General features: G+C 67.9%; 19 protein-coding genes and 2 pseudogenes. 11 read left to right on the top strand and 10 right to left on the bottom strand.

What is annotated here, in order from left to right; all coding sequences use genetic code 11:
• Positions 1 to 82: 82 nt before the first annotated feature.
• The 6 genes from QR78_RS25455 to QR78_RS33180 all read left to right on the top strand — a co-directional run bounded on the left by QR78_RS25455 (position 83) and on the right by QR78_RS33180 (position 6672).
• Positions 83 to 1201: a DotH/IcmK family type IV secretion protein gene (locus tag QR78_RS25455; RefSeq protein ID WP_048430395.1), complete on the top strand. Its 1119-nt coding sequence runs from the start codon at positions 83 to 85 to the stop codon at positions 1199 to 1201.
• Positions 1202 to 1323: 122 nt separating this feature from the next.
• Positions 1324 to 2508, top strand: a complete 1185-nt coding sequence (locus QR78_RS25460; protein WP_244276518.1) for a DotG/IcmE/VirB10 family type IV secretion system protein — start codon at positions 1324 to 1326, stop codon at positions 2506 to 2508.
• Positions 2508 to 2762: a hypothetical protein gene (locus tag QR78_RS25465; protein WP_048430397.1), complete on the top strand. Its 255-nt coding sequence runs from the start codon at positions 2508 to 2510 to the stop codon at positions 2760 to 2762. Before QR78_RS25460 ends, QR78_RS25465 begins: the two co-directional genes overlap by 1 nt.
• A gap of 12 nt (positions 2763 to 2774) precedes the next feature.
• Entirely contained in the window at positions 2775 to 3260 is a 486-nt protein-coding gene (locus QR78_RS25470) for a hypothetical protein (RefSeq protein ID WP_048430398.1), read from the top strand.
• Entirely contained in the window at positions 3257 to 6232 is a 2976-nt protein-coding gene (locus QR78_RS25475) for a hypothetical protein (RefSeq protein WP_048430399.1), read from the top strand. Before QR78_RS25470 ends, QR78_RS25475 begins: the two co-directional genes overlap by 4 nt.
• Before the next feature lie 8 nt (positions 6233 to 6240).
• Positions 6241 to 6672 (top strand): hypothetical protein, encoded by a 432-nt coding sequence (locus QR78_RS33180; protein ID WP_082171981.1) that lies wholly within the window; start codon positions 6241 to 6243, stop codon positions 6670 to 6672.
• Between the two features lie 82 nt (positions 6673 to 6754).
• Here QR78_RS33180 and QR78_RS25480 read toward each other — a convergent pair whose 3' ends face one another.
• From QR78_RS25480 to traA, 4 genes are all read right to left on the bottom strand, one after another.
• The gene (locus tag QR78_RS25480) at positions 6755 to 7666 is read right to left on the bottom strand and encodes a hypothetical protein (protein ID WP_048430400.1); all 912 of its coding nucleotides are present in this window, start codon (positions 7664 to 7666) and stop codon (positions 6755 to 6757) included.
• Positions 7663 to 8964 (bottom strand): Fic/DOC family protein, encoded by a 1302-nt coding sequence (locus tag QR78_RS25485; protein ID WP_048430401.1) that lies wholly within the window; start codon positions 8962 to 8964, stop codon positions 7663 to 7665. Before QR78_RS25485 ends, QR78_RS25480 begins: the two co-directional genes overlap by 4 nt.
• Positions 8961 to 9248 carry a hypothetical protein gene (locus tag QR78_RS25490; RefSeq protein ID WP_048430402.1) on the bottom strand — a complete coding sequence of 96 codons (288 nt, stop codon included), beginning with the start codon at positions 9246 to 9248 and terminating at the stop codon, positions 8961 to 8963. Before QR78_RS25490 ends, QR78_RS25485 begins: the two co-directional genes overlap by 4 nt.
• Before the next feature lie 220 nt (positions 9249 to 9468).
• A complete protein-coding gene (traA, locus tag QR78_RS25495) occupies positions 9469 to 13218 on the bottom strand; it encodes a Ti-type conjugative transfer relaxase TraA (RefSeq protein ID WP_082171982.1) in 3750 nt (1249 codons plus the stop codon).
• A gap of 498 nt (positions 13219 to 13716) precedes the next feature.
• On the opposite strand from traA, the gene QR78_RS25500 reads away from it, so the two are divergent.
• Genes QR78_RS25500 through QR78_RS25510 form a run of 3 tightly spaced genes read left to right on the top strand, consistent with a single transcriptional unit; the run spans position 13717 to position 16266 of the window.
• A complete protein-coding gene (locus tag QR78_RS25500; protein WP_244278498.1) occupies positions 13717 to 14067 on the top strand; it encodes a TraC family protein in 351 nt (116 codons plus the stop codon).
• Complete coding sequence (locus tag QR78_RS25505) at positions 14051 to 14248, top strand: conjugal transfer protein TraD (protein ID WP_048430404.1); 198 nt, start codon at positions 14051 to 14053, stop codon at positions 14246 to 14248. The genes QR78_RS25500 and QR78_RS25505 overlap by 17 nt, the downstream gene beginning before the upstream one ends.
• On the top strand, positions 14245 to 16266 hold the full coding sequence (locus QR78_RS25510; RefSeq protein WP_048430405.1) for a type IV secretory system conjugative DNA transfer family protein: 2022 nt from the start codon (positions 14245 to 14247) through the stop codon (positions 16264 to 16266). Before QR78_RS25505 ends, QR78_RS25510 begins: the two co-directional genes overlap by 4 nt.
• 201 nt (positions 16267 to 16467) lie before the next feature.
• Here QR78_RS25510 and QR78_RS35550 read toward each other — a convergent pair whose 3' ends face one another.
• The gene (locus QR78_RS35550; RefSeq protein WP_167349684.1) at positions 16468 to 16641 is read right to left on the bottom strand and encodes a hypothetical protein; all 174 of its coding nucleotides are present in this window, start codon (positions 16639 to 16641) and stop codon (positions 16468 to 16470) included.
• A gap of 958 nt (positions 16642 to 17599) precedes the next feature.
• Here QR78_RS35550 and QR78_RS25515 point away from each other — a divergent pair.
• Positions 17600 to 18049 carry a hypothetical protein gene (locus QR78_RS25515; protein WP_048430406.1) on the top strand — a complete coding sequence of 150 codons (450 nt, stop codon included), beginning with the start codon at positions 17600 to 17602 and terminating at the stop codon, positions 18047 to 18049.
• 4 nt (positions 18050 to 18053) lie between these two features.
• On the opposite strand, the gene QR78_RS25520 is transcribed toward QR78_RS25515, so the two are convergent.
• From QR78_RS25520 to QR78_RS25530, 4 genes and pseudogenes are all read right to left on the bottom strand, one after another.
• Entirely contained in the window at positions 18054 to 18980 is a 927-nt protein-coding gene (locus tag QR78_RS25520; protein ID WP_048430410.1) for a DUF2493 domain-containing protein, read from the bottom strand.
• Positions 18981 to 19116: 136 nt separating this feature from the next.
• Positions 19117 to 19677 carry a toprim domain-containing protein gene (locus QR78_RS25525; protein WP_425284179.1) on the bottom strand — a complete coding sequence of 187 codons (561 nt, stop codon included), beginning with the start codon at positions 19675 to 19677 and terminating at the stop codon, positions 19117 to 19119.
• 81 nt (positions 19678 to 19758) lie between these two features.
• A pseudogene (locus QR78_RS36765) lies at positions 19759 to 20169 on the bottom strand (DUF7146 domain-containing protein); the annotation flags it as partial.
• Positions 20170 to 20209: 40 nt separating this feature from the next.
• A complete protein-coding gene (locus tag QR78_RS25530; protein ID WP_048430407.1) occupies positions 20210 to 20653 on the bottom strand; it encodes a beta-barrel domain-containing protein in 444 nt (147 codons plus the stop codon).
• A gap of 8 nt (positions 20654 to 20661) precedes the next feature.
• Between QR78_RS25530 and QR78_RS33185 the strand changes: the two are divergent.
• Positions 20662 to 21327, top strand: a pseudogene (locus QR78_RS33185) (IS701 family transposase); the annotation flags it as partial.
• 167 nt (positions 21328 to 21494) lie between these two features.
• On the opposite strand, the gene QR78_RS25540 reads toward QR78_RS33185, so the two are convergent.
• The coding region (locus QR78_RS25540) for a calcium-binding protein (RefSeq protein ID WP_048430408.1) at positions 21495 to 22200 on the bottom strand (706 nt) is incomplete at its 5' end.

Below are 22200 nucleotides of genomic sequence, written 5' to 3' on the forward strand. Positions count from 1 at the left end.
TCGACCCCTCTCCGATCAACCCGAACGGCATCGCGATCGACTCGGTGATCTCGACGCAGCAACTGACCAATCAGGTGGGGCCATGACGCCCATGATGCGAGTGTGGGCCTCGGGCTTTGCCGCGGTCGCCGTCTGGGCGAGCGCTGCGGCAGCGCATGAAGTCGGCCAAGGGACCGATCCGGCCGCCGGATCGGGGGTGCGGCGGCCGGCCGGCGTCCCGCCGTTCGGCATCCCCGCCACCGGCGTCCCGGGAGCCGCTGCTGCTGTCCCCGTCGCGCAGGCGCCACCGCCTACCCCGCGCCCGCTGACCCCGGCCGAGCTCGACGAGCTGCGCCAGCGCATGCTCGGCAACACCGAGCGGGTGATCCTGAAGCCCGGCGAGATCCAGAATGTCCGCCGGTCGGTCCAGGACGCGCAGGGCGCCGGGAACTTCCCGGGCCGCGACGGACGGATGCCCCGTCCCGAGCCGCGGGTGCTGAGCGTCACCCAGGAGATCAGCCGCTCCGCGCCGGAGACGCTGCATCTCGCCTATGGGGTCGTCTCGCCGATCACCTTCGTGGACGGCAAGGGCGCGCCCTGGCCGATCGCCTCCGTCGCCTACGATCCGCGCCTGTTCGCGCAGGACGGGACCGGCTGCGGCCAGGACACCGCGATGGGAGCGACGCAGGTCCCGGCGCCGGCGGGCGCCGACCGGCCGACCTCGATCAACCTGATGCCGTGCCGGTACGACACCTGGGGCAACATCCTGATCCGGCTCGAGGCCGTGCCCTATCCGATCCCGCTGATGGTCCTGTCCGGGCAGGGCGAGACGGTGGACATCCCGGTGACGGTGCGGGTCGCCGGCACCTCGCCACTCACGCCCGTCAAGGTGGTGACCGCGAGCGCTCCGGTCCGCAAGGGCGGACCGCCCGCGCGCGCGCGCGGCGCGGCGGAACCGATCGACACCACGACGCTGCTCCACCTGTTTGCCGCCGGCACGCCGCCCGCGGGCGCGCAGAAGCTCGTGGCGACCGGCGCGCAGGCCTGGCTCTACCGCGAGCGGATGTACGTCCGGCTCCAGGGCACGCTGGTCAGCCCGCAGCCCGTCGCCTCGGCCGACGCCCCCGAGGGCTACCGGATCTACGAGTTCCTGCGCCCGGCCTCGCGCCTCGTCGCCGAGCGCGGTGACGGCGCCGAGACCGCCATCAGCGTCGATTTCTAAGGGGGACACCAATGCTCTCAAGGAAAGCCCAAGCGGCGGTCGGAGGCTGCCTCCTGGTCTCCGGGCTCGGCTCGGCCGCGTTCGTCCTACGGGACGCGCCCGGTCCCGATCAGGGCGTGGGCATGGCGTCCGAGATCCGGGGCCAGACCCCGAACCCGCAGAACGACATGATGGCGCCGGTGGGCAAGGCCGAGGCCGACCGGCGCGCGGGCGTCAACCGCCAGGCGGCCGACGCGAAGGCCGAGAGCGGCAAGCCCTACGTCGCGCCGACGGTGATCGGTGAGAAGCGGGGCGCCCAGATAGGCGAGATGCCCGACGAGGCCCCGGTGCCGAAGCCGCCCGAGCCCGCCCCGCCGCCGCAGGTGATCGAGAAGATCGTCTACCAGGATCGGCCGGTCATCCACACCGTCTACCGGGACGTGCCGGTGCAGCCGACGGCCGATCCCGATCAGGTCGCGGCGATCAACGATCAGATCAAGGCGCTCCTCAAGCCCACCCCGGGCGGGTTCCTAGTTCGCTCGTTCGGCAAGGGCGAGCGGCCAAAGCCCCCCGAGCCGCGGGCGGCGGCGGCTGCCCCGCCGCTGCCGACCGGCCCGTTCGGACCGGGCGTCCGGCACGCGACCGTGGCGCGCGCCGGCGACGTCGCCTACGCGGTGCTCGACCGCGGGTTCAACTCCGACGATCCGGCGGCGCCGATCTTCGCGACCATCGTCGACCTCGACGAGCGTCAGCAACCCGGTCCGCTCAACGGCATCCGGCTGATGGGCCAGATCGTCTACACGCCGACGCAGGCCTCGATCCGGTTCTCGACCATGATCCTGCAGGACGGCCGCCAGGGGCCGATGCAGGCGATCGCGATCACGGTCGACCAGGCCCGGACCGGCGTCGCCGAGGATGTCGACAACCACGTCCTCGAGCGCTACGGCGGCCTCGTCATCGCCGGGCTGATCCAGGGCGTCGGCCAGGTCGGCCAGCAGCTCACCCAGCTCAACACCCAGACGGTGCTGGGCAACGGCTTCGCGGTCCAGTCCGGCCGCAACATCGACTACCTGACCGCCGGCATGGGCGCAGCGCTGCCCGTAGGGCAGGCAATGACGGCCGCGGCGGCGCGCTCGTTCAGCCGGCCGCCGACCCTGTCCTCATCGGTCAACTTCCCGATCGGCATCGTCTTCCTGCAGCCGGTCGTGGTGCCGCTTGATGCCGCCCGGGTCACGGTCGGGGCCGGCAACGGCTATGGGCCGGACCCGGCCTACGGCGCCGGCTACCGCCCCGAGACCCTGCCGATTTCCTACGCGAGGAAGCCGTGATGGGTGGCTCGAAGGGGCTGGCCGACGTCCTGCGCGGCCTGATCGAGCTCGTGCCGATCCTGGCCTGGCTCGTGGCCGTACTGGCGGCGGTCGCCGGGATAGCCTTGGCCGGCTACGCGATGATCCAGGTCTACAAGGCCACCACGTCGGGCGAGGGTAGTGCGGGCAACTGGATCGTCGCCGCGGTCATCGGCAGTTCCATGACGATCGCGACAGTCGTCATCGCGAATATCTCGTTCTACTTCGCCGACTAGGAGGCCGCCGGCATGATCGAGGGGCTCCAGCGTCTCAACGACACCCTGACGGCCAACGCCGCGGAGTACCTGCTCGTCCACCCCGCGGTGAGCCAGGTTGCCATCGCCCTGACGCTCGCCACCGGGTGCTACGTAGTGTTCGCAGCGCCGGGATGGGCCAGACTCGTCACTTCCGATCTGGCCCTGCGCCGCATGCTGCGGATCGCCGGGAGGGGGTCGGGCGGCTGCCTCATCCTAACGGCCATGTTCTACGACAGTATCATCCGGGGATTGGACGGGGCACTTACTTTCCGGCCGCTGATGTACCTGTACTTTCCCGCCAGCATCATGCTGTCGGTCGCGGCGGTCGTTTTCGCCGGGGCCCAAATCTACTGCTCGCTCTATGTCAGGCCAGCGCCGCTCCTGCGCGCGGCGGTGCCGGCCGTGCTCGGGGCGTGGCTCTTCGCCTTGTCGATACCAGTCTTCCAGTTCGCCGTGATGCTGGGGCTCAACCGATGAGAACGGCGGACAAGTTCTGCGACCTCGCCGGGTTCGACCCGAAGCGCGAGGAGGCGGTGGTCTACGCTCATGACGGCTCGCAGCTCACCCTGATCGAGATCGACGGCGTCCTATCGATCGTCTCGGCCGACGACTACCTCGTCAACGTGGTCGAGCGCTTCGCCGGCGGGATCGCGCAGATCCTCAAGCGACCGGGCCACCAGCTTTCCATCTCCTACGAGTCCTCGCTCAACACCACCAAGGTCATCGACCCCTTCGCCGAGCGTCAGACCCGGCGTGCGCGCCAGAAGGGGCTGGCGGTCGATGTGCTCATCGAGGAGGGCAGATCGGTCCTGGAGGAGCGCGCGCGCTCAGAGACGATCCTGCTCGCCGCCTGGACCCGGCCGACGGCCGGCACGCCAGAGGAGGTCCGCAAGGAGCAACGCGAGAACCGCAAGGCCTGGCAGGAGCTGCCCCCGGCCCGCGATGCGCAGAACCCGTTCCTGCGGCTGGGCTCCCTCGACGGGGCGCACGCGGCGTTCGTTCGCCGGGTGATGGAGGCGCTCGGCGAGGCCCGTCTGCAGGGGCGCATCCTCAGCCCCGACGACCAGGGCCGTCGGCGCGACCTCGAGCAGATCCGGGCGGCCGTCCTCTACCACGAGACCCCAGACGGCTGGACGCCATACGGGCCGGGCACCCGGCGCTACCCGGGCGCCAAGGAGCGTCATGACGACGACGTCTCGGAGTTCTTCACGCCGACGGTCGCGCGCCAGATCATGACGTCGAATGCGCAGGCCTCGAGCAACATGCGCGCCCTCGAAATGGGTGGGCGCCGCTACGCGCTCGCCGTCATGCGGATGTTCCCCTCGACCATCCTGCCGTTCAATCGGCTGCTCGACTCGCTGCTCCAGAGCTCGTCGCGCTCTGCCGACATACCGTTCCGAGTCTGCTTCCACCTCGAGGCGCTGCGCGACGCCGATGTCGGCTTCAAGCTCAGGAAGGTGTTGGCGGGTCTTCTCACTTTCTCCTCTCCCAGCAACAAGAACCTTTTCCGCGCGCTACGCCAGCTCGAGGAGGTGATGGAGAAGGACGGCGAGGCGATCGTCAAGGGCCGGGTCATCGCGACGACTTGGACCGAGCCTGGCGAGGACCTGACCTTGCTGGAGCGGCGCCGCTCGGTCCTGATGAGTGCGATGATGACCTGGGGCGAAGCCCAGATGTCGGACGCGCCCTACAACCCGCTGCGGGCGCTGTGCGAGACCGTACCCGGGATGACGGTCCAGGCCGTGATTCCGCCCGGCTCGATCGCGCCGCTGGGTGACCTCGCTGCCCTGCTGCCGTTCCACCGCACCGCGCCGATCTTCAAGCAGGGCCAGAGCATGCTGGTCACGCCCGACGGCAAGCCGATGCTCTACGAGGCGCTGAGCCCCGAGCAGCTGTTCTGGCTGACGCTGATCTACGCCACGCCAGGCTCGGGCAAGTCGGTGCTGATGAACCGGCTCAACGTCGAGTTCACGGCGTTTTCCGCGGGCGCGGCGCTGCCGTTCCTCGCGGTGATCGATGTCGGTGTCAGCTCGTCGGGCTTCATCGAGCTGATCCGCAACGCGCTACCGTCCGACCGCCGGCACGAGGCGTACTACGTCCGGCTCCTCAACACACCGGACTACGCGGTCAATTTCCTCGATCTGGGGCTCGGCCGGCGCATGCCGCTGGATCGCGAGAGAAACTTTGCCGAGAACTTCCTGATAACGCTCCTCAACGTGTCGAACCCGGAAGTGACGCTCCTGATCCCGCGCATGATCACGCGGGTCTTCCAGCTCAAGAGCGACCTCCAGTTCTCGTCCTCGCCGTCGATCTACCAGCCCAACGTCGACAAGGAGATCGACGATCTCATCAAGAGGCACCGCATCCCCGTCTCCGACCGGTCGCGGTGGTGGAGCATCGTCGACGCCTTGGTCGAGCGCCACCTCTACACGGCGGCGCAGCGCGCACAGCGCTATGCGATGCCGGTTCTGGAAGACCTCGCCCGTGTGCTCGCCGAGCCGGTCATGGTGCAGGACTTCCCCGCGGAGCTGGTCCGCCACGTCCAGCGCTCGCTGGAAAGCGCGATCGAGAAGTTCCCGATCTTCGCCCGCCCGACCCGGCTCGACCTCGGCGAGGCCCGGGTGGTGTCGATCGACCTCCAGGACGTAACGCAGCGCCACAAGTCGCAGGAGGCCGAACGCAACAACGCGCTGTTCTTCATGATCGCGCGGCACGTCTACCTGTCGAAGATCTCCGGCTTTTCCGAGGAAATCGCGAAGATGGATTTCCCGCCCGAGGATGCAATCCGGGCGGAATACGTCCGGTACTGGGAGGCGCGCTACCATGAGATCGCAGAGACGCCCAAGCGCCTGTGCATGGACGAGTATCACCTGACCGGTGGCGTCGAGACGATCGCCCGCCAGGTGAAATCGGACGCTCGTGAGGGCCGCAAGTGGGGCCTGGAGCTGATCCTAGTCTCGCAGCTCCTCGCCGATTTCGGCTCGCTCGCCGACATGGCCTCGACCGTGCTCGTGCTCAACGCAGACTCGAACGAGATCCGCGAGGAGGCGCGTGAGACCTTCGGGTTCGACCAGGCGGTGAAGAGCGCGCTCGAGCGCCAGGTTCACGGCCCGCAAGGGCGGCGGGGCGCCAACATCCTCGCGCGGATCAAGCTCCGCGAGGAGGAACGCTGGGTCGTCCTGAACAATTCGCTCGGTCCTCGGATGCTGTGGGCACTGACGACCCACCCGAAGGATCGTCCCGTCAGGGACGAACTGTACCGCCGAATGGCGGTCAACGATGCGCTGCGCATCCTGGCTGCGCGGTTTCCCGATGGCACCGCCATCGAGATGTGGGAGCGAGTAGCAGCTCTCACGCGGTTCGGTGATGACCGGGTCGCAAAAACGATCGTCGATCAAGTCCTGGGCGAAATCATGAGCGAAGCGAAGCCCCTGATCGGTCGATCCTGAACCACTTCATGACCAAGGAGACCACAATGAACTTCAAGGATATCTATTATCGCGCAGCCGTGAGCATGACGATGCTGAGCACGAGCGCGATGGCAGCCCTTGCTCAGGCGTCCGGGGGTAGCTCCACCACAGGCGATGCGGCAGCGCCAGTCGAGTTTTTGAAGAACGCGAGGTCCAAAGCGGCAAATTCCGCACTCAACGCCAGCTCCATTTCTACAGGCGGCAACAACGTTGTTATCGTTTTATCCGTTATATTTGCAATAGCAGGCTTCGCCCTGGCCGGCTTCTCGGGAATCAAGATCTATAAGGCTTCACAAGACGAAAATTCTCGGGAGGATGGTGGCCGTTCTGTGATTGCTTTCGTAGTTGGCTGCGGCGTCGCTATCACGGGTATCGTCGTCGGCACGGTTACGAACTACATGACCGGGACGTCCTCCTGAGGGCCGGTCCGGCCCGTACAACGTGACAAAATCGAGAGGCGCCGAGCGGACGGTTCCGCTCGGCGCCTCCTATCAAGGGATCTCAATACGCCGTGATCGCTGATTGCAGCTTCGGATCGATGTGGCGAAGCCAGGCGTAATCGGGAAAGCAGAGACGGCCCTCCGTCAGAGCGGCGGAAGCGAGCGCCGAGACGGCTGAGGCGAGATTTGGCTTCTTCTGGAGCACCTCGTGGACCTGTTTGAGCACCGCGGCCTCCCGTCCGGTGTGGTCGGTGATCGAGACGAGCAGGTGGCCGTACAGGGTCGGCCGCAGGGTAGCGGGCAGTTCGGCTTGCGGATCGGCGATCTGGAGGTCTGCGGCCGTCCTGGCGGCCTTCAGGACGGTCTCGCGCGCCTTGCGATCGGTGATCGGTGCCAGCGCGTCGATCGTCAGGAACAGGGTGGCGGCGAGATGCCAGGGAATGTCCTCCAGCACCGTCTCCACGGCCGGGACATCGAGGAGATCGCGGATCTCCCCGAACCGGTTGGGGCCCACGGGCGGGGAAGGAATCATGACCTCGTCCGAGGCGGGCATCCGGACCAGCCGGCCGGCCGGCATGAACCGGCCGGCGATCTCTCCTTTCGTGAAGCCCTTGGATGGTAGGGTGATGAGTGCGTCGATGTGGTCCCGGCTGCGCTTGCGCCAGGCGAGGTAGCCGATGAGCGCGGTCAGCAGCGCCGCCACCAGGCCGAAGCCGACGCTCGACTGGTAGATCGACACGAACGCGAACGGCCTGCCGGCCGGCATTCCGGTGAAGTACCGGCCCCAGCCCGTGAACCGCCACAGGCTGATGGTCTCGATCAGGCGCAGGGCGGCATAGGCCCGCCCGAGGATCGGCGAGAACGTCCACCACAGGAGGCTGAGCACGGCCAACGTCGTGAACCCGACGACGCCGAGGCCGATGATCCTGGCAGCCGAGACAGTCTCGATCGGCTTCCGATACAGGGCCGTCATCGGGACGGTCCGAGCTGGGGCTCGTCGCGGCCGAGCGTCTGCTGCTGGGACAGCTTCTGCTGGCGGTCGTCGGCGACGACGGCCTGCATCAGCGGCTTGAGGACGGCGCGAACCTCGTCGAGGTCCTGGCCCGTCGGCAGGAGGCTCCTGGCTCGGTCCGGACTGCCCTGGATGACCGCCACCGATCCCTCCCGACCGAAGCGCCCGATCAGGGCCTCGTCGATCTGGCGCACCTCGGCAACCAACGCGGGATCGGCGACGATTTCACGAGCCGACCGGGTGTTCAGCGCGTTCGCGAGTTCGGGGCTCGGGCCTGGGATCTCGATGCGGTTGCGCAGGGCGTCGCCCGGTCGCTGTCCGGCGAGCAGAACGTAGCTCGCCGGGATCAGGACACTCCCGACCACCTGACTGCGCGCGGCCTCCTCTCGCGGCTGGGTCCGGTCCAGGCTCTCGTCGTTACGCAGTACCCGCACGTCGACGCGCGCGTTGTTCTCCGGCATTGCGCGGAAGCTGGTGAGTGGCACCGCCGCGATCTCGCGGTCCTGACGCACCAGGGCATGGTCGTAGTTCGTGGCGACCACCTGGCCGCGGATCTGGGTTCCGGGCTCGGGCAGGAAGATGCGGGGTGCGCCCATCAGCCGGACTGCCTCGAAGGCCTCGGCCGACAAGCGGCCGACGACCGGATGGGCGCGCTGCTCCTCCGAGTACCGCGCATTGCGCACCATCTGGGTCAGGGGCTGGATCTGGCCGCGGGTGGCGAGCACGAGCTTGTCGCGGGTCTCGCTCGGTACCCGGTTGATGAGAGCCTGGTCGAGCGGCTGCTTATGGTGGCGGCCGTACTGCTCCATGAACGCCAGCAGGGTGCGGGTGTTGCCCTCCCGGAACGGGTGGGCCTGGAACAGCGTCGCCATAGTACCGGCGAGCCTCATCGCCGGCCGGCTCTCCTTGAGGTTCCCTGGCTCCTCGCGCGCCAGGCTCGACAGCGCGGTTCGTACCTGTTCGTCGATCTGCGAGGGCGGCGTGTAGGCGACGCTGCGGCCGTTCAGAACGATCTCGGGCTTCCACAGCTCGACCGTGCGGCTCTCGCCCGCCCACGGGTAGATCTCGGCAAAAAGCCGCTTGTGGATCGCCGCGAAATGCGCCTGATCGAAGTTCCCGAGCACCGGCTCCTTGAGCATCTGGCGCAGGGCCTGGAACGAGACGATCTGCTCGCGCTCGGCCAACGCCTCGGGATCGCGGATGCCGGCGGTGTTCCGGAGGGTGTCGGTGCCCTCGTAGACGTAGGGATCGCCGCTCACGCCACCGCTCCCTTGGCACGGGCCCGGCGCGCGTCGAGGGCCTGGAACACCTCGTCGTTGGTCACCAGGCCGGCAGCCGCGAGGAGGGCGCCGAGGTGGACCGGCGGGCTCATCTCGTTGGCCGAGCCGCGCATGATCGCGACCGCCTGCTCATCCTCGGGGGTGGTGAGCGCGCGGACGAAGGGCGCGAACTCGCCCTCGTCGACGCCCGAGGCGACGGCATCGAGCAGGGTGAGGGCGTCCTCGCGCCGGGTCACCAGCGCCGGCAGATCGCTATAGCTCATCGGTCACGTTCCTCGGTTCGGCCCGGCCGGTCCGGCGGCTCGCAGGCAGCGTCTCTCGATCCGTCACCAAGACGGCAAAAACTCTCGGTTGTCCTCTCTCTCCTACCCTTACCCATCGTCGCCTCGGCGCCAATACGGACGGCGTGTCCTGATCGTCACAGTGTCATCCGGCGATTGTGCTTGAGGCAATCTTCAGCGCCGATGCCCAAAGGCGGGCGCGCTACAACGTCGGTCCGGGATCGCGCCCACGGTCGAGTTCCCGGCGTTCGTCCGCGGCCTGCTGGGGCTTCACGTCGAGGCGCTGGTCGAGCTCGCGGCGCAGGACCTTGGCGATCAGGTGATCGAGGCTTCCCTGCTTGAGATAGGTGGCGACGAACCCGCCGCCGGACAGAACCTCACGATCCTCGAGCGAGAGCCATTGCCCCGGCCCGAGGTTCTTCTCCGCCGTCCGGCCGATCGCTCCGCTGGCGCCGAACCGGCGCGCCACGGCCTCGGCGAAGGCCTCGATCTCCGCCCGTTGCTCGGAGGTCGCGACCGCCTTCGCAACCACGGCATCGAACGCCTGAGTGTTCGATATCGGAGTCCGGGCGATCGTCGCCAGCGCGGCGGCCGCCGCCGGAGATAGACCCGGCACCTCGATCGCGATGCGACGGCGGTACCGCTCCTCCTCCGGACGCTGCTTATCGGCCATGACCGCGAAACTATTCCTGAGGTCGATGGCCGTCCTATGGAGAAGGCCGTAGGCGCGCACGGCTTTCTCGCGTGCCTCCTTTTCGGCCTTTGGGACGAAGAGCCAGCCATCGCGTCCCCGCAGGCCGCCATAGGCGTTTGCGTCCGTAAGCAGTGCCTCGATCCGTGTCCTGTAGCCTTTCCCGGGCTTGCGAAGCTCGCCGTAGATCGCATCGTAGAGGCGGGTGGGTTCGTTCACCGCGTCGTTGATCCGAGTGCGCAACATCGCGAGTTCCGGCTTCAGATGCTTGGCCGGATCGACGCGGCTGCTCAGCACCGCCTCGATCGCCGCCTCGTCGTAGGGAACGGCGGCGACGAACGGCTTGAGCGGTTCCGTAGGAGCCGCGGTCGCGACGGCGACAGGACGGGTCGCGGCCACGGCCTGCCAGGCCGCGGCGAGCCTGGCAGCGACCCCGTGGAGGCGGCGCCACCGCGTCTGCGCGGTGACGATCATCGTGCGCGCCCGCCTCACGAGCGCCGGCACGAGAACGGCATGGCCGTTCAGCCCGCGGCGCTCCGCGAAGGCCGAAGCAAGTGCCCGCAGGTCCTGCGGCCGCACGCGATCGGCGGTGTCCTGCTCGGCGTGCTCGAGGCGGTCGAGGGCCTTCTCGAGGGCGAGGAGAGCTGGCGAGACCGAGGTATGGGTGAAGTGCTCATTCGGGTCGTGGCGACCGGCAATCGAGCCGGGCTCGGGCTCGGATGATCCCGACATCGTGCCAGTGATTTCGAGTCGGCCGGCGAGGGCACCGAGCCCCGCGGCGACGCGCGCCGCGTCGAGCAGCGGAACCGGGTTTTGGCTCGCCGACTTCACCGCCTCGTCGACCACCTCGGGCGCCCGCGTCAACGCCACCGCCGCCTCGCGGAAGGCAGCTTCGTCGGCGTAATCGAGGGTCGAGGATTTCGAGCCGTCACGCGACAGCCGGCGCGACAATCCATCGAGCGCAGCCGTGTCGAGCGCGTCCCGCGAGGGCTCGGGGCCGAGCTTGGCTTTGCGCCATTCCGGGATGAAGTCCGCGTGTGCGCCGTGAAGGACGACGGCATGGCGATGGCGCGTCATCGCCACGTAGGCGAGGTGGCGATCCATGCCGGGCGTCGCCAGGACATGGACCCGATCCAGGGTCGCGCCCTGGCTCTTGTGGACCGTCGCAGCGTAGCCGTGATCGAGGTTGCGGTAGAGTTCCGCGGGCACCTCGATCCGCTCGCCGTCGCCGCGTCCGTCCCGGTCGAGCCTGACCGTCAGCCGGCCGGTCGAGGCAGCCTCGACGGTCGCGAGCATGCCGTTCTTCACGCCGAGCTGGCGATCGTTTTCGAGGAACAGCACCCGGTCGCCGGGAGCGAACATCCGCTCGCCGCGGGCCGTGACGAAGCGGGCTTCGTTCTCCAGGCCGCCGTCAGCCTTGAGGGCGGAACGGGCCATGGCGTTGAGCGCCAGGACGTCGACGTTGGTCTGGGCGAGGATCAGCGTCTCGCTGGGCCGGCCGTCGGGCTTGAGGCCGAGAAAGTCCGGCTTCCACGCCGCGATCAGCGCCTCCCGAGTGGCCTGGCGATCGGGCGAGAACCGCACCATGCCGGCCTCGCGGTAGACCCCGAGCGCGGCGGCGGCCTCGCCCCGGGCAAAGGCCACGCTCGCGCGCCGCATCGCCGGATCGACCTGGCGCCAGATCTCCGACAATTCGGCGTAGCCGATCGTCTCGACGATCGCGCGGAAGCCCGCGCCGGCCTCGATCGGCTGGAGCTGCATCGCGTCGCCGACCAGCACCAGCTTGGCGCCTCGCCGCTCCACCTCCTGGACGATGCGCGAGAGCTGCTCGGAGGCGACCATGCCGGCCTCGTCGAGGACGAAGATGTCGCCGGATTTCAGGAGGTCGCGCTCGCTCTTCCAGGCAAGCTCCCACGAAGCCAGCGTGCGGCTGGCGATGCCGGCGCTCCGCTCCAATCCCTCCGCGGCCTTGCCGGCGAGGGCGCCGCCGACGACCTGATGACCGGCTCCGACCCACGCGGCCCGAGCGACACCGAGCATGGTCGACTTGCCCGCTCCGGCGAACCCGACGACCGCCGCGATCCGCTCGGGCGCGGTGACGTGGCGGACCGCTTCGCGCTGCTCTTCCGACAGCTCCGGCCGGGCGGCGAAGGCCCGGTCGAGAACGCGATCGGGCACCCGGTGGCTGGTATCCGCGTAGAGCCGGCCGACGTCGGCCTGCATCGCGACCTCGGCCCGCAGGAGCGCCCGCGTCGTCCAGCGCGCCGGCGACGTGACGCGCCCGCTCTCGGGGTCGAAGACCTCCTCGGCGACGGCGACGAGGTCGGGCGACAGGCCGAGCCTGAGCCGCACCGCCTCGAACGCGGCCGGATCGTCGATGTAGCGGAAGACGACGCGCGCGATGTCGCGCTCATCGAAGACGGACTTCTCGCGCGAGAGGATCGGCAGCAGCGTCGAGGGATCGTCGATGATCGCCTGCGCGTTCCGGAGCCGCTTCTGTTTCTCGGCCTCGACCCGATCGGAGATCTTGCCGAGCGCCGCCATGTTGACCGCGTGGACGCCGATATGCTCGGTCGGCTCGATGCGGATGCCGGCCTCGGCGTGGGAGCGATGGTCGATGCGCAGGTCGAGGCCGGCCGCGGCGAGGTGGGCGTTCGTGACTTCGGCCCACGAGCGCCGCCATTCGACCAGGTGCTTCATCGGCCCGGCCAGCGCCTCGTAGCGCGGCTTGCCGTCCGGCCGGTAGACGACGTTGCCGTCGCGGTCGCGGGCCACCTCGTACTTTCGCGCGAAGCCCTCCTCGGTCATCGCCCGCAACGGGACCATGACGTGGATGTGCGGGTTTCCCTCGACATCGTGCAGGGCCCAGTCCGCAACCAGCCCCTTGGCGGTGATCGCTCCCTCGACCCATTCCCGGGCGAGCGCGACGTTCTCCTCGAGGGTCAGCTCGACCGGCAGGGCGATGTTCATCTCCATCGCGAAGCCGGTGCCCTTCAGGCCCTCCTTCTTCTCGACGGCGTTCCAGAGGTAGGCCGAAGCGCCGTTCTCGCTGCGGCCGTCGATGCCCTTGCGAAACCAGGCCGGGACGTTGGCCGGCAGGCTCAGTTCGGTGTGGGCGACGTGCTGCTTGCCCTCGTAGGAGATGATCTTTCCGTCGGTATGGCGCGTCATGGTAGCCGCACGGCGATAGGCGGCGGAGGCGACGGCGCTCTTGCCGGCGCCCGCACTGATCACCTGTGCGGAGAGATGGTAGATGGCCAAGCGAGGGCTCCAGAGCTTGGCTTTTACCAGCGAAGATGACGCAGGGAAATGTCAAATTTCCCATTAAGTGCGCCCCTTCGTGAACTCCTTCGTGAAACTCAGGGGACTTTGCGGAGGTGCTGCGCGCCGCAGCTCCGCTTAGGAGAGGCCCCTTAGGGTCCGAAGTGTCAATCCGGCATGGCCGGCCAGCGCGACGGGCAATCGGACGAACCGGCCGGGAGGTCGGGCGGGCCTGCGGACGGGAGCGCCATGGTCGAAGTGGCCGGATCTCCGCGGCCAAAGCGCCGCCGCCGGGAGGAGGAGCTTGGCCGCATTGGACGGCGTCCGAAGCTTGGCTTTGGGAGCAAAAGATGCGGCTCGGTAGAGCCGCCAGCGTCGACTGTCGACTTCAGCCATCACGCGCCCCAAGCGCTGGATAGCACTCCATGGAAGTTCAATGGGGGGTGTGACGCTGGGACAACGGAATGCAGGTCCGGCCTATCCCATGGTTGTCATATCATGACGCAGCGTTTCACAATCTCATCGCCGATGTTAACGAGCGATCTCCAACGGAAAGGGAAGATGGTATCCATGGCCAGGGTGAAATCGCGCGCGGCGCTCCTCGCCGAGATCGAGGAGGCAACCAAGCGCCTCAAGGCTCACGACAAGGCCGAGGCCGAGCGGATCGGCCACCTGGCTCTGAAGGCCGGCCTCGCTTCGATCAGCATGGCCGAGGAGGTGCTGCTCAAGGCCTTCGAGGAACTGGCGGCCCGATTTCAGGCGGAATACCCGGCGGTGGCGGAGCCCAAGACAAAAGGACGTCGAAGCGCTGGACCGGCTCAAGCGGGAGCTGATGGCCAAGCGGAGTGAGGAGCGGAGCCAGGACGCTCACAGGAAGATCAAGCTCGGCGGCCTGATCGTCAAAGCGGGGCTCGCCGACATCCCGACCAGCGTCCTGCTCGGGCTCCTGGTCGAGGGGCGCGAGCGCATTCGCGACCCTGGTGAATTCGAACGGCTCGCCCGGCTCGGGGATAGGGAGTTCAAGACATGAAGTGGATCAACGGCGTTTTCGTCGTCGCGATCGGGCTCGCGCTGTACCTCGCATTCTCGCTCGTCCTCGCACCCCTGGTCGTGTCATTCTACGTCGTCGAGCCTGGCCATTCGATGATGGTTCAGGCCATGCGGGGGGCCAGCGTCGCGTTCCCTGCGCTCCTACTGTTTGCCATCTGTGGGCTCGCCCGGACTGGGGACAGCGGCCGTGTGGTCGCCGGGTTCTCGTCGCTGTTCCTGATCGCGCTGTGCGCCTGGACGGTGCGCGAGGAGATCTCCCGACTGAGCGCGCTCAACCCGGGCGCCGACACTCGTGCGGCCCTGCGCCAGACCGACATTCTGCTGTTCTGCGCTATCTGCTTTGCGGGCTTCGTCGCCTTCGTCGCGCCGGTCGTCTCGCTGGTCCGGGTGCGCAGGACCACGCGCGGTTACAACAAGCCGATCCGCTCGAAATCGGCCGCCCACGGCGATGCCGAATGGGCGTCGATGCAGGTCGCCGGCGACCTGTTTCCAGAGGATGGCGCCCTCGTGCTTGGCGAGCTGTACCGGCCTGACCTCGACCCGAAGAGCCAGTCCCGGATCTTCAAGCCCGGTGACCCCAAGACCTGGGGCTCGGGTGGGCGCAAACCCCTGATGGGGTTCAACGCCGATCTCGGCTCCGGGCATGGCCTGATCTTCTCCGGATCGGGGGGTTTCAAGACCACCGGCACCGTGATCCCGATGCTGCTATCGTGCCCTTGGAACTGCGTCGTGCTCGATCCGTCGACCGAGCTGTTTCCGATGCTCGCCGATTATCGGGAATTCATGCGCGGACCCACTGGCCGCCGTCGGGTGATCTGCATCACGCCGAAGGATCTGGAGAGCGGGTTCAACGTGCTCGACTGGATCGGGCGGGGGGAGAACTCGGCCGAAAAGGACATCGCGGCCGTGGTCGGATGGATCGCCACCGGCCAGGTCAAGCGCGCCGATCCCAACGACTTCTTCCGCAACTCGGCGCTCCAGCTCATCCGCGGAGTGCTCGCCCACATCGTCCTAAACGAGGGGTTCGACGCAACCCGGGCACGCACGCTACGCACCCTGCGCGAGGTCATCTCCCAGCCCGAACCCGACTTCCTCGAGCAGCTGAGCGGGATCCTTCGTGCGGAGGAGCTCGACTCGTTTGCCGCCCTCGCCCTCGGCCCGTTCATATCGATGACGCCGCAGACGTTCTCGGGCGTCTACGCCACTGCGGCCGATCTCACCAACTGGCTGTCGTTCAAGGAATATGCCGCGATCGTGTCGGGCGGAAAGTTCTCCAGCCTCGACCTCATCGACCGCGACATCGACGTGTTCGTGGCGCTCGACCTCCAGACGCTCCAGGACTATCCGGGCCTGGCGCGCGTGATCATCGGCGGGCTCATGAACGCCCTCTATCACGCCAATGGCGAGATCAAGGAACGCGTCGCCTTCATCCTCGACGAGGCGGCGCGGCTCGGCAACATGAGCCTGCTCGAGGTCGCCCGCGACGCCGGCCGCAAATACGGCATCGTGCTCGTCATGGTGTACCAGGCGCTGGGCCAGCTTCGCCAGCAATGGGGCGACAAGGACGCCGTCTCGGCGTGGTTCGAGTCGACCTCGTGGCAGAGCTTTTCTTCCGTCACCGACGGCGAAACGGCCAAGATGCTGTCGGAGCGTTGCGGGTATTTCACGCAGGAGGTCGTGTCGTTCAGCCAGCAGGCGCGGACGGGCAAAGGCTCGGGCGGAGTGAGCGTTTCGGCCTCGACCTCGCTGCATAAGCGGGCACTCATCATGCCCGACGAGATCATCAACACGATGCGGCGCGACGAGCAGATCCTGTGCGTGCCCGGGATAGAGCCGATCCGGTGCGGGCGGGCGATCTACTTCCGGCGCGACGACATGAAGAAGCTCGTCGGTGAGAACCGCTTCTTCCTGCGCGAAGCGAAGGAAGCGGAGGACTACCTGGCCGAGTTCGAGAGTGAGCAACGAGAGGCAAAAGGAGCTGCGCAACATGCGGCCTGACGGCTGCTCGCCGCGGCCCCGGTCGCGGCGAAACCCGTCCGTCGGACGGGCTCGGCGTCCGCCCGTAGGGGCGGGCGGCGACGGGGCCGAACGATCTTTTCCAAGCTTCCCCGATCGAGCACGCCGCATGGCACGAACCAGCGTCGAGCCTTCCCCCGGTCGGGAACGAAGGCCGCCCGAAGGCGGCCCTGGAGGAGGGGTTCAGGCCTCCGTGGAGTGCACGTCGATCGCGGCCTGGGCGGCCTTCAGCTGGGCCTGGGTCTCGCGCCGCTCGCGCGGGCAGGAGAGGGAGGACAGCTCGGCCTTGAGTTCCTCGATGTGGGTGACGAGGGCGAAGCGGGCGGTGTCGGAGAGGGTCGAGGTGGGGCGCGGCATCGTCGGGGTTTCCTGAGGCGCTCGGGACCGTCCCTGCGCGATGCGACCCCCCAAACAGGCGGTGGCTCCGCCCGCACCCGAAGGGCCGGAGCGCAGCGGAGGACCGGCCGGACTGGCGATTTTGTCCCGCGAGGAATGGCGCGCAGCGCCAGGGGAAAATCGCCTGGCCGGACGGTTGCGGGCGGAGACGCCGTCTGTTCCCTTGTCGCCATCGTGTTGGGACGGTCCGTCGCTGTGGCGACCTCACTACCGCGCTTCACCGCCGCTTCCGCATGGTCGCGTCGACTGGCCAAGACGCGGGCAGGACGCGGGCGGGCTGACCGTCTCCCACGCTCGCCGCGGCTCCAGACTGGCGCGGGAGGGCGCCCTCCAACGCACCGCCGCCGCTCGCGATGGCGCCCCGCGCGGGCCGCCGCCGGCACCGCCCTCGCCACCTGGGGCTCCCTCGCGTGGGCAGGGCCATTCCAGTCCGGCGCGGGAACCTCCCTCACCGCTTTCCGGTCCGGCATACGGTGTTGGGATGGTCCTTCAGGATGCGATCCCGCTAGTGGTCCATCGGACCGAGCGCTGCGCCCGCCGCCGCAGCGAACCTCATCCTCTGACCGCGTTCGGCGGTCGCGAGAACGGGCAAGCGCCGTCACCCCGAACCGCTCTCCCGATCCCTCTCTGTTCGAGCGAATGCGGCGCTGCCGCAGCCTAGCGGCAACCTCTTCATCCGGCTCCGCCTTTGCTACCGTTACGGCAGCAGAACAACCGTAGGGCAGCCATGGCATCCGACGTTTCGTCACGACCGATCGGCCTTCCGGCGGGTGGTGCGGCGCTCCACCGGATCGCCGCAGAACTCGGCGTTCCACCGGCCGCCTTTGCCGACCAGGAAGGCCCGCTCAAGGCTCATCGCGAGACCGCCTCCCTTCTGCGGGATTGGTCGACGATCACGAACCCGGCCGACCGTCAGCAGGTGCTTGACCTCGTCGAGGCCCTGGCTGCGTCACGCTCGGCCCCGCCGGTCTGGACGCCGCTCAAGGCCGTCTACGACGCGGGAACGATCGTCCATCTCGACGTGGCCGGAACGGCCGACCTTCGGCTTCTGATCGGGTCGGGCGATTGGGTCGTCACGGCGATCGGCGTCGACGACGTGGGCGCGCTGATCGAGGCTTTCAGTCTGGCGGCAGGGGAGACCGTCTCTTGCGTCGGGCCCCATCTCACCGTGGTCCAGATCGACGGTGGCGAGGTCCTCTACCGGACCGCCTACCGCGTCGTCCGCATGCCCCTCGTCGCCTACGATCGGATCGCCGGCATGGTTGCCACGCTCATCGCGGATCCGGCCGTTCAGGCCGCTATCGAGGCGGCTTCCATGGGACAGGCCGCCACCTCGCGGGCGGCGGCCTGGATGTGTGCCCCGGGGTAGCGGCTCACGCCGCTTCCTTCACGCCCCGCATGACGGGGATCCCCTTGGCCTTCGCCTTGTCGGCGAAGTTGTCGCTGATGCCGCCGCCGGGGAAGTGCACCAGCCCCATCGGCATCTGCTCCAGGATCTGGTCGTTGCGCCGGAACGGGGCGGCCTTGCGGTGGCGCGTCCAGTCGGGCTTGAACACCACCTGGGCGACCTTCCGGTTCTCGGCCCACTTCGCGGCGATCAGCTCGGCGCCCTCGCCGCCTCCGTGCATGAGCACCATGTCGGGGTACTTGGTCCGGACCCGGTCGAGCGTATCCCAGATCACCGTGACGTCCTGGAACTGCTTGCCGCCGGTGAAGGCGATCCGGGTGCCCGGCGGCAGGTGGATCTCGGTCTCGGCCCGGCGCCGGGCGTTGATGAAGTCCCGCGAGTCGATCATCGCCGCGGTCATCGTCGCGCGGTTCACCTGCGAGCCGGAGCGGGGGCGCCAGAGCGACTTGGTGATCCGTGTGAACCGGTGGGCGGCCGCGTCGCGGGCGTACTCGAAGGCGTTGCGGCGCTCCGAAAGGGTCTGCCCGAGGGCGATCAGCCGTTCCAGCTCGACCGAGAGCACCTCGCTGCCGTCCTGCTCGCGCTGGCTCTGGCGCTGCGCCTGCTCGTTCTCATCGAGCTTGCGCTCGATCATCTCGACCCGGCGGTGGAAGACGTTCACGAACCCCCAGAGCACGTCCTCGAGATCGTCCTCCAGGCGGGTGTTGGCGAACCCGTCCTCGAGCGCGGACATCGCGACGTTGAGGGCGCTGTCCATCAGGAAGGCGCCGGGTAGCGGCCGGGGATCGTCGTGCTCCTCGAATGGGCGGTAGCCGGTGACCGCGAGTTCCTCGAGCAGGGTCGGATCGGGCTGCATGTCGTCGTCGAGGTCGCGGGTGAGGTGGTCGAGCATCGCAGGCTCCTTCAGGGGTCCGGGGACCGCGTCCATCGCGGCCTTCGTGGCGACCCAAGGCCGGGCTCGGGGGCCTGGCGCACCCGCGCGAGGATCCGCATCGCATCCTGGCGATGCGGCCGCGCGGGCCGGAGCGTCAGCGGAGGACGGCTCGACGGCCGTCGATTTTGCTTCGCGATGCAAAGCCGCCGTAGGCGGCGGCGGAAAATCGTCGGACGTTGGCCGTTGCGCCGAAGGTCCCCCGACCCGGCATCAGTCGCCCTCTAAGAAGGCCGTGGACGCCGGCTCTCTCGCGGCCCGGGCCGGCCTGTGGTGCGATCCTTAACCAGGCAGGAGGCTGGTCAGGCGGCCATCGCCTCCTCGAACTGGAGGTAGCCACTGCGTCGTTCGGATCGAGCTGGGGGGCGAGATGCAAGGCGAGATCGCGCGGGCCGAGATGGCAGAGGTCGGTGTTGAAGTTGTCCTCGCGGGGATCGAGGTCGCTCACCAGGATGCCCGCGGCCTTGGCGCGCTGGCGCAGGGTCGCGGCGCCCTGCCTGCCGACTGGATCGTCGTCGCGGGCGATATAGAAGTGGCGTAAGCCCCGAGGAAGGACCAGGGCGGCGAGGTGGGCCCCCGACAGGGCGGCGACGTGCGGCACGGCCGGCAGGACGCGCTGGACCGACAGCACCGTCTCCACGCCCTCGCCGGCCACCATCAGGTCGGGCACCGTGCCGGTAAACCGCACCACATGGCCGAGCTGGTTGCCGAGGGTCCGCCGCTGGTCGCGCAATGCGGCCTTGCCCCGGCCGCCCGGAGCGAGCCAGGTCCGGCCTACCGCCATGACGGTGCCCGACAGGTCGGTGACGCTGGCAAGCAGCGCCGGGTAGTAGGCGTCCAGGCCCGGGGGCTACTTGGCCGAAGGCCGATACAGGCAGCGCGGGTGGAACCGCAGGGCAGGCTGGTCGACCGCGTGCTTGAGCCCGCGCGAGCGCAGGTAGGCCGCAGCGACGGTGCCGGGCACCGGCCGGCCGTAGACAGCATGCGACAGGCCGACTCGATGCTGTCGCGGGCCTTCGGGCAGCGAGCGTGTCCGCTCCACCACGAACGGCTGGGGCACGAGTGCCTGTGGCTTTGACACCATGGAGGCCGAGCGCGCCGGCCCTTCGGATCTTCCTCGCCGTCGCATAAGGGGGGCGTATGGAACCATTTCGTGGCCCGCAGAGTGTCCGACGCCGATCACACCAGCCTTACCGCTCGTGCCCCGCGGTCGAGGTGGTCTCCCGCACAGGCGATAGCAGGTAGTCGATCACCCGACGCCGCCCGGTCCGGATCTCCACCGTCGCGGTCATGCCTGGCGTCAGCGCCACGTCCTTGCCGTCGGCCTTGATGAAGGTCTGCGACAGAGCCACCGTCACCGGGAAAATCAGGTTCTGGGTCTTCTGCGTGCCCGTCACCGGGTTCAGGCCCTGGCCCCGCGCCACCGACAGCGTGTCGCTGCCGCCCCCCGCCTCGCGGTCGTCGACCGCGTCGCGCGAGACCCGCACCACACGCCCCTCGATCGAGCCATAGCGGGTGAACGGGAACGCGTCGATCTTCACCACCACCTCCTGGCCGGGCAGGACGAAGCCGATATCCTTGTTCTGGACCTGCGCCTCGACCTCGATCGGCCCGTCGCTCGGCACCACCACCATCAGGGGCTGTGCCGTTTGCCTGGGTGGCAGCCGACAGCGTGTACGGGGTCGGGGAGATCGAGATGGCGCTGCGACACGAGGCCAAGGGCTACGTCCTCGGGGTTGCCGCGAGCCACCGCTTCAACTCCTGGATCGGCAAGCCCGGCGTGGCCGGCACGGCCGAAGCGATTGCCGACGCGCTCGATCCTGGCGCGTGGCAGCGACTGTCGGCCGGTCGGGGTACCAAGGGTGAGCGCTTCTACGACTAGGCTTACTGCGAACTCGCCGACCTGGAGGTGGGCAAGAAGACCGACGCCCGTTCAGAGGTGTGGACACGTGGACTACTGGTCCGCCGTAGCATCAGCGATAGTCAGCGCGCCTACTTCACCACCTGGTGCCCGGCTGGCACGTCGCTCCAGACCCTGGTTCAGGTCGAGGAGCGGCGCTGGGCGATCGAGGAAGCGTTCGAGACCGGCAAGACCGAACTGGGTCTAAACCACAACGAGACCCGCTCCTGGCATGGCTGGCACCGACACATCAGCTTGGTGATGCTGGCCTTCGCGGTGCTGGCGCGGGTACGACAGCGGGCCAACGGCCCGCCCCCAAAAACCGAGCGAAGGGCCAAGCTCGCCCGTGCCCTGGTCGCTGCAGGAGATCCGGCGCGTCGCGATCCGGCTCGCGCAACGGCGCATTGAGCCAGCTCTCGTCATCGCCTGGTCAGCGTGGCAGCGCGCTCACCAAGCCGCCGCCCGTCAAGCTCACCTGAAAAGGAAGATGCAACTGTAATGCTAGCACAGACCATGGACGGTATGATAGGCGGTGATGACCGCCTATCATATGCCAATAGGCTATATCAAAGCCTTCAGACAAACAAAAAATCAGATGATGTGAGACTGGATGCCGTCACATTCCTGAGGGTTACCGTGTTTCCGGCGTCAAGGTTGATGACTGTGTCTGCGTCGATCTGCGAGATACTAGCCTGAACATCAGCAAAATTCGAGAATGCCGATGTCGAGAACTCGATTAAGTCTCCGCTCGCGAAGTCGGTAACGATATCCCGGCCGAAACCACGTTCGTAGAAGGCGAAGGTATCCTCCCCGTTACCCCCGGTTAGAAGATCGTTCTGCTCTTCTCCATCCAGGAAGTCGTTACCACCATTGCCGATCAGCGTATCATTCCCGCCGCCGCCGTAGACGATTTCGGCCGAACTCGAGCCGACGAACCGATCATCGTGCGCTGCCGTCAACTGGAAAGCCTCGATTGTCTCGAAAATATCCCCAGCTGCGTCCCCTGTGCTGTTGGTGGTTGTTACAAGATCGATGATAGCAGCCTCATCCGATGAGAAGTAGCTTGCCGTATCGTATCCATCTCCTCCGATCAGTGCGTCGGCACCTGCGCCACCGATCAGCCAGTCGTTGCCATCGTTGCCAATGAGCGTATCGTTGCCGCCACTGCCATAGATGAACTCGCTGTCCGAGGAGCCGACGAAGCGGTCGTCGAACTGGGACAAGTAAAACCTCTCTATGCTGAAGAGGGTGTCACTTTCTGCATCACCGGCGCTGTTGGCC

It is taken from the genome of Methylobacterium indicum, from assembly GCF_001043895.1.
Lineage (GTDB): Bacteria > Pseudomonadota > Alphaproteobacteria > Rhizobiales > Beijerinckiaceae > Methylobacterium > Methylobacterium indicum.

Bases quoted from the DNA above. Each gene is read 5' to 3' on its own strand.
- QR78_RS33180 (WP_082171981.1), top strand. From the start codon at position 6,241: ATGACCAAGGAGACCACAATGAACTTCAAGGATATCTATTATCGCGCA.
- QR78_RS35550 (WP_167349684.1), bottom strand. From the start codon at position 16,641: ATGCCGCGCCCCACCTCGACCCTCTCCGACACCGCCCGCTTCGCCCTC.
- QR78_RS25460 (WP_244276518.1), top strand. From the start codon at position 1,324: ATGGCGTCCGAGATCCGGGGCCAGACCCCGAACCCGCAGAACGACATG.
- QR78_RS25455 (WP_048430395.1), top strand. From the start codon at position 83: ATGACGCCCATGATGCGAGTGTGGGCCTCGGGCTTTGCCGCGGTCGCC.
- QR78_RS25520 (WP_048430410.1), bottom strand. From the start codon at position 18,980: ATGCTCGACCACCTCACCCGCGACCTCGACGACGACATGCAGCCCGAT.
- QR78_RS25465 (WP_048430397.1), top strand. From the start codon at position 2,508: ATGGGTGGCTCGAAGGGGCTGGCCGACGTCCTGCGCGGCCTGATCGAG.
- QR78_RS25510 (WP_048430405.1), top strand. From the start codon at position 14,245: ATGAAGTGGATCAACGGCGTTTTCGTCGTCGCGATCGGGCTCGCGCTG.
- QR78_RS25480 (WP_048430400.1), bottom strand. From the start codon at position 7,666: ATGACGGCCCTGTATCGGAAGCCGATCGAGACTGTCTCGGCTGCCAGG.
- QR78_RS25475 (WP_048430399.1), top strand. From the start codon at position 3,257: ATGAGAACGGCGGACAAGTTCTGCGACCTCGCCGGGTTCGACCCGAAG.
- QR78_RS25505 (WP_048430404.1), top strand. From the start codon at position 14,051: ATGGCCAAGCGGAGTGAGGAGCGGAGCCAGGACGCTCACAGGAAGATC.
- QR78_RS25530 (WP_048430407.1), bottom strand. From the start codon at position 20,653: ATGGTGGTGGTGCCGAGCGACGGGCCGATCGAGGTCGAGGCGCAGGTC.
- QR78_RS25470 (WP_048430398.1), top strand. From the start codon at position 2,775: ATGATCGAGGGGCTCCAGCGTCTCAACGACACCCTGACGGCCAACGCC.
- QR78_RS25490 (WP_048430402.1), bottom strand. From the start codon at position 9,248: ATGAGCTATAGCGATCTGCCGGCGCTGGTGACCCGGCGCGAGGACGCC.
- QR78_RS25525 (WP_425284179.1), bottom strand. From the start codon at position 19,677: ATGGTGGCCGGCGAGGGCGTGGAGACGGTGCTGTCGGTCCAGCGCGTC.
- QR78_RS25500 (WP_244278498.1), top strand. From the start codon at position 13,717: ATGACGCAGCGTTTCACAATCTCATCGCCGATGTTAACGAGCGATCTC.